Source organism: Candidatus Syntrophosphaera thermopropionivorans (genome assembly GCF_004353895.1).
Classification (GTDB): domain Bacteria; phylum Cloacimonadota; class Cloacimonadia; order Cloacimonadales; family Cloacimonadaceae; genus Syntrophosphaera; species Syntrophosphaera thermopropionivorans.
This window is the reverse complement of the sequence record NZ_SMOG01000036.1, coordinates 1-7,833: the sequence shown is the minus strand read 5'-3', so window position 1 is coordinate 7,833 and position 7,833 is coordinate 1. Positions and strand designations below refer to the sequence as shown.

The window sequence follows — 7,833 nt, the reverse complement described above, 5'->3', positions numbered from 1 at the left end:
TTTATGAGATTAAGAAGTCAATTCAAGTTTAGCTTTTATAAGACCAGCAAGAGGAGAGTTCATCAGATAAACCTAAATTTTTTAGTGGATTGTCTTTCTTGGCTTATATTTAGCTGTCGCTTAGCAATTTAGCTAAGCAAGAGCTAAGGGAGAGCTAAGATGGTCTTAGGAACCTATTGATAAATATGAAGTTAATTACCCTTTTATTTTATATTCTTTTTTCTGATAAAAATAGGTCTGTTCCTCGTTAGAATAAGGTTATTGAAAGAAGAGATGATATCTTTATCTTTTCCCTAAGTAACTTATTATAAAATAGAGGAAGAGTAGATGTCCTTAGCTACTATATTTTTCTGAAGCTTGCGAACAACATCGAACTAAAGATTATAAGAAAACTTATCAGTTCTTAAAAGGCTATGAGATTAATCCTTGGATTCAGAACGGCTTTAGCTTTAAAAGAGCAATAGCATACCCTCAGAAATTCAGTGAAACTTAGATTTTAAAGGACATTTTCTATCTTAATTTAAGGATTCTTAATTCTTTGCAGCTGGATAAATTAAGTTACAATCCTGCAAAACTCTAATCCAGTATCCTTTACCAGGTTCCATCTGAGTTAAACTATTGTTACTGCTTTCGGGGATATATACTTGATTGAAATATTTTACTTCTTGTAAATAGGGGGTAATAGACTGCAAGGCACTAATAACCGAGAGTATATTTTCCGGATAATAAGGAACAAGATTCCATCCTGTCTTCAGATTAATAGAATGAGTAGAAGGATCAATAGGTGTCCCCTCTAAGTACAAACTGGTTGAAGAATGCATTTTTATCCAGTAACCGCAGGTTATATCTAAAGTAGTAATGGTATTATAATGTGAATCCATTCCTGGATGGAAGCTTTCTTTAATATTTTTAATTTGAATAACATTTCCCATAACAGGACTTAGAATAGATTCTATATTCAGATTATTGGGTTGAATATTAAAGCTGATTAGATTCCAGCCAGCATTTAATTGTATAGTTTGAGATGGAGGAATCACTCCAAAAACAGCATTGAGTGTGGTTTTCTGTCCTTCAGTTATAACTATATTGTTGAAAGTTTGAGGCTCATAGCCATTCACACTAATCTGGACATTATAAGTTCCAGGAAGCAGCATTCTGATATAATCTCCACAAGCAGGATCAGTAATGGCAGTAGAATAAACCGTGTCTAAACCGAGAACTGTAATAGTTGCAGTAAGAGGATTGCCATATACATCCTTAACGGTTCCTTGTAGACCATAAAGAGCATTTTCCAGATATCCCAAAAGCGAGTTATAATTATAATTCCAGTAGTTTTCTAATTGTGCAGCAGGAGTTATATAAGTATTGGTAAGCTCAATGGTAACTTCCCTACAATGATGAAAGTAGGTAAAATAATCCTGCCGTCCTCCATGAATTATATACCAATCAGCTCCATTAGTGTAACCAGTAGAATAAAGACTGGTCATATAACCACTATTGACCTGACGAGCAGTATTTACATAATCAGCACTGAGGTCTATAAACCAATTTTCATCAATATGTGGTGTATAAGTTCCATCCCAAGGATAATTTACTACCTCTGCGCCACCATGAAAATTGGCAGATAACACAAAGTGATGAGTGTTAGCAAAGTTAGTAAAGATAGTTGTTTCCGGTTGAGTAGGAGCACTTGGAGTTCCCCAATGATCTGGAAAACTACGATTCAGGTCATATCCATTTGCATTATAACGCCGAGCACCTGAAACAGAATTATTTCCTCCATAATAGGTGCCATCTGGATTGGCAAGAGGATTAATCCATATTTCCAGATTATTAATCAGATTTTGAATGCGAGGATTGGTAGAATAATTACTTAATAGATAATCTATCAAATGCAACATTGTCATATAACCGCAGGTTTCATCTCCATGAATAGTTGCAGAATATTGCACTTCGGGTTCAGCTTCGTGTAAACTAACATTATCTGATATCTTAGCAAAAAGGATTTTGCGTCCATTGATGGTAGTTCCAATGTCATAAATCTGACAGAGATTTGGATAATTTGAAGCAAAGGCATACATTTGTGCAACATAAGCATCATAAGTGGGATAGGTATACCAATCTCTAAAGGAGTCTCCTACATCACGCATAGGTTGCTCAATTCCATAACCAGGTTTTTGCAGTAATTGAGGATGATAATTAAGCTGCTGAAAAGCTTGCCATTCTTCATCATTTGCAAATGCCCAGACGACATTGCCCTGAACTTTGGCTATAGATATAATATCAGTCAAGAACTCCAGTTCAGATTTATCCTGAATTTCAAACTGAAAATAATATTCAGTCCAATCTTTTGCCAACACAGGCAAAGAAATCAATATTAATAAGATTAGGGGTAGTATATGTTTCATTGTATCCTTCATTTTTTAGAAATCTGGTTATTTACTGCTTTTATATAATAGAAGGCTTTACTTTGCATTTCGGAATCTATATATTGCAAACCAGACACTATAGCTATTAGTTCAAAACCTTCATAAGGGCTTAAAGTGGAGCGATAGATTTTATAGTGGGTTGCATATGGAATGGCATTCCAAGTCAGAACAGAGCTACCAGCAGAATGGGATAAGAAAACTACAGGGGGAGCAAGTTCTATAAAGTAGACACCGTTAAGAGGAATAGGACCAAGTTCTTCTCCAAAATGAAGATTATAAGTTTCCAGTACAGGATAAATAGTCTCAGTGCTACAATCAAAGATTTTGAAACTGACATTTTCTCCATCGGATGCAAGATTCACTAGTAAGGTCACATAAGCATTTCCATTAGCAGTAATCACCTCAGCCATTCCTCTACATTCATTTTCAACAAAAGCACCGACCCAATCATTAAGTTCACAGGGCACTTCTTCAAGGGTGACAATTCCATAAACCGTGGCTGAATTATTTGGATAAACCACCACATTCCAATTGGGCATAGGAGAAGGATAAACAATGACTTCCACCTGTTCATAAGAAATTGCTGAACTATCTGAAACAGAGAAAGTAATCGTTTCAGAACCTGTCCAGTTTACTGGTGCAGAAAAAGTTACCAGATAATTCTCCATCTGAATCTGAATATAGGTATTGCCACTATAATTAAGCTGAAGGGGGTCGTTATCTGCATCATATATATAGGAAGAAAAGTCTACTTGTAAGGTTCCATTCTTCATAAAGCTGAAACTTTCTGGAAGATTGATAGTCGGAGGTGTATTTGGGACAAATCCAGAACCTGTGACTACAATATTTACTGTAAAATTATTAGGATCGTTGCTGGTGATTACTACATTGCCGGAATAAGTAGTTGCCGATGTAGGTGTAAAGATTAAATAATAGATTTTACTGGAACCTGGATTAATGGAATAGCTCAAGGTATTGCGTGTATAATTATTCTCTCTGGAGGCTAAGACATTACCTTTTTCTTTTGAGGTGGCTTCTATGACACTATAACCTGCTGGAGTAGTAATTTCACCAGAAAGAAAAGCGGTTCCAGTATTTTGAATAGAGAACTGTTCCTGAACACTACTATTAACTGCCACAGTACCAAAATTAATAGCTAAGGGATTGACTACTATTACTGGATTAGAGATAGAAGTTACATTTAGAGTAACAGGAATAGTGATAGAAGAATTAACCGTGTCATTACTGCTGATGGTCAGGTTTGTGTTATAAGTACCCAGACTGAGTTCTGTAGAATTAAAGCCTATAGGAATAATTTGAGCTGGTTCATTATAAGCGATACTTCCACTATAAGAACTTCCACCTGAAACTGTTAACCAAGTGGGAATAGGGGCAGTTGTGGTTTTGGTCACTACTACCTTATCTAAGTGGACACCATAGCCATAATGCGAAATTCCTTCAAAAGCAATATAATAGGTGGAAGAAAGATTGGGAAGAGAAATAGTCTCCTGCGTCCAATTGGCGATACTATTTGTATAACTAATAATAAGATTCCAGTTTCCTGTGGCAGAGGTCCGATAGTAAACATTAAGCTGGTCTTGATCTCCATACCAGGCTTCCTGGGTGTGCCAGAAGGTTAAAGTGGCACTATCTGCTCCGCTAAGATTAAGAGATGGTGTAATTAATTTTGTAGTACGAGAGGAGGTACTGCCATAATAAAATCTGGCATTATAGGTACCATCATAAGCGGATGCTGGATGTCCATTGTATCCCCCTGTAGTAAAAGTCCAGGCTACAGAACCACTAACATATTCCTGCGTCCAGCCAGAAGGGATAGAGCCTCCATTTTCAAAACTTTCATCCAGAACGGTAGTGGAACCTATAGGTCGTGAAACAGTAAAGTTCAGGGTTCCTGTCCCTGTTTTACCTATTGTTAAATTTTGCGTAGCGGTCTGATTGGGATTTAGTTGCTGAGTAAAACTTGAAGGAGAATAGGTAATAGAGGGAGGAGTATAGGTTATTGAAGCAGGGAAAATGATATCATCTATCCAGGCACAATCAGAACCACTACTTACCGATACATCTTTAGTATATGCCCATTGTAAGGTGTGCTGCCCAGCAGTAATAGTAAAACTGGCTTGAGTCCAATCTGCCGTTCCTGACCAACTACCCTGAACGGTTCCATCAACTGAAAATTTAAGAAAATCATAGTTGGCTTCTGAGGAAACTTTATACCAGAAAGAAAGTGTTCCTGCAGCATCAAATATCCTGATTATTTCCATAGTGCTGGATTGATTGTCCGTTATAACTCCACTGCGAGCTGAATAGTTACCACTGTGATAAGTGCTGGCATCAATAGTCCAGGGATAGGTTCCCATAGTCCAGCCAAAAGCATTAAAGTTTCCAGTCTCAAAGTCTTCTAAGATAAGTCCTAAGGTTATAGGTTCAAGTTTATTAGCTGTATAAGCTCCAGCACTGGCATTAAGATTCAAAGTAATCAGAGTCCCTATTGTCAGACTGGAACTGGCAGTTAGATTGAAAGAAAGAGTGGTATTACCTGAAGCTGGTATAGATGAAAAAGCTGCATTACCGTTATTTATAGTTATGCCAGAATCAGAACAGGACATAGTTGCTGTTCCGGAAGGAGAAACAGAACCTCCAATATTATTTAAATAGATAGATATAGTAACTGTTTCTCCTGGGTCTAATATACCATTATTGTTACCTGTAGGATCATATATAGTGATATTTCCAAACTCCAGTGCAGGAGCAGAAATGGTTTTGGAAAATTCATAGGTCCAGGGAGTGTAACCACTCATAGTCATAGTAATGGTGAAATTAGCTACAGTACCATTGGCAATGTTATCGGCAATACTTAAAGCAAAAGCATTATCTATAGTAGTAGAAGCATTAGCAGCTAAAGAAGGAATAGTGATTGTATCGTGAGTGATTGTTATACCAGCAGTGGAGCAAAATAAAACACAGCTCAAATTGGTAGCATTAACTGGACCTACATTAGAAAAAGTTACATCAAAGAATCCTGATTCATTGTATTCTGGGATATCATTATTGTCATCATCATAAACTACAGAAGAAACAGTCATCCAGGGACCTGAGGGTTCTATTATATCAATGTTATTAATAACGGTCCTTCTATTTTGAGCAGTTATAACCAGCGTGGCTGTTCCTGGATTAGTAAATGGAGTTATATTTAAGGTTAAGTTTCCTGACGCATCTGTTATGCCAGTTCCATAGATTATACCATTCATTGTTAAACCGATTCGGGAATAGGGAGCGGCACCTGAAATAGTATATGTTGAAGTTCCAATTAAAATCTGATTATTAAAGGTAGCAGAATTTGTTGCTGGTACTCCAAAATAGGGCATAAGTGATGGGTCACCCATAATGGAATAGATTTCCCAGTAGTAGTTAGTTAAATTACTAGCAGCTTGAGAGACAGCCATATTTCCCATCCAAATAACTTCGCCTGTGGTTTGCGCCCAATTAGTGAAAGCTTCATTATGAGTGTGAAACATAGCATCATAAGCTCCCAGAGTATTAGCATTATAGGCAGGAGCTGAACCATTAGCTGTTCCTTTTGCTCCAACAGCCCACCAGTAGTCTTCATTCCAATAAGTGTTGTTTGTGCCACCAATATAGATTACACCACCAGCGTTTGCTTTTCGGATTATAGCTTCACCAAAACAAGGTCCACCAGTATAATTAAATTTATTGGTCAGGCAACAATTTCCCACAAAGACACTAAATTTTCCCGTATTAGTCATTGCATTTACATCATTAACAGTGAAAGTAGGATCTCCCCAACTGGTTTCACTTCCATGCGCAGTATAATTTAGATAACCTCTTCCTTCATTAGCATTGGCAAGAACTTGTGCATCACTTGATTGAGAGGCAGGATAGAGATAGGTATTGGAAGTTATACAATTATTGGAATTAAAATAATATTGTGTTCCATAATTGATAGCTCCATTACCATGAGTAGGACCATAAGTGGCATCTGCTCCAGCAATCATAACTACTTTGCTAAGATAGGATAAATCTGTCATCTGAGTCTTTTCAAAGGTGATAGTTTTATTTACTATATTGGTAAGTTCTGTGGTAGAAGAGACGGAAAATCTTCCATAATACATTTCTGGAACATAATCCGAACCTTGTAAACGAACATAATTCAGGTCAGTTGGATGAGAGTCAGTAGAACCTGAGTTAGTAACAATACTAATAGTGCCGGATTCATCACCAATAATCAAAAGATAAGTAGGAGCAGGATTCTGGGCGGTGGCAGAAGACCAAACACCTTGCATATAAGATATAATAGCACTGGTAGTATTACTGGCTATAGTTCCTCCTGAACCTACGGTGGCAACGGTAACCGCATAACCTTGTTGAATTTTCCAATCTATAAAACTCTGGATGTAGGAAGTATAGCCAACGGGACAAAGAATCAACATCTTAGTGGGATAACGCACAATACTGGAACGATTGTCTTTTTCCCAATTTAAAAGAGTCTTGGCATAGAGTTCATCAAATTCATAGGAAGCAGTCCGAGCCAGTAATTCTTCTGTGGCAATAAAATCAGGATTATTGAAGGTAATCCTGACTGTTAGTTCTTTAGTAACCTGGAGTTCTCCTTTTTCAGGATTATAACTTATTGGTTCAAAGAACATCTGGAACAGACGAACTCCTCGCATATATCCTATCTCTTCTAAGCTGAATAGCTCATTTTTTATTAAAGTATCCTGATGATAAAGAACTTCATTTATTTCAAAGGGAACTAAAGAAGGATCTTCTGATTTAGAGATAGGACGTTGAGTAGGAATCACAGGATGTAGAAGCTGAGACTGAGTCTTATCTAAGATTTCTAATTTTTGGTCTACAATCTCAAAATTAACACTTGCTCCTATAGGAACAGCAAAAAATTTACTCTCCATTGGCAATTGAGGTTCTCCTATTCGGGGAGTAAAATTATAACCTTCTATAGAGAGTTCATCAAAGAGTCCAGCTTTTGTAGATACTTCTTTGATATCTAACTTTCCGACTTCAAATTTTACTTCAAAACCATATTGGTTATTACTTAAAAGTCTTGTAGTAGATGGATTATTGGAAAGAGTGATAGTTCTGGATTCACTGGCGAATAAGAAAGAACTGCAAATGAAACTAAAAACTATCAGCGATAAAAACAACTTCTTAGCTTTCATAACTAAATCCTTTATTTATAATTATATCATATTTAAAGTGATTGCTGATACAAAAAAATCACTAATTATATTAAGCATAATTTATTCCATAATTAATATTTATATTAAAAGAAACATTGCTTATGGCATATTCGTAAATTAAGAAAGCTGGAGAGTAAATCTCCAGCTTTCAATTTAGGAGAGAAAGA

General features: G+C 36.5%; 2 protein-coding genes. Both read right to left on the bottom strand.

What is annotated here, in order from left to right:
- Positions 1–530 precede the first annotated feature (530 nt).
- Positions 531–2,408: a M14 family zinc carboxypeptidase gene (locus E0946_RS06940; protein WP_133201741.1), complete on the bottom strand. Its 1,878-nt coding sequence runs from the start codon at positions 2,406–2,408 to the stop codon at positions 531–533.
- An 8-nt stretch (positions 2,409–2,416) separates the two neighbouring features.
- Positions 2,417–7,645: a C25 family cysteine peptidase gene (locus tag E0946_RS06935; protein WP_133201740.1), complete on the bottom strand. Its 5,229-nt coding sequence runs from the start codon at positions 7,643–7,645 to the stop codon at positions 2,417–2,419.
- Between the last annotated feature and the right edge of the window lie 188 nt (positions 7,646–7,833).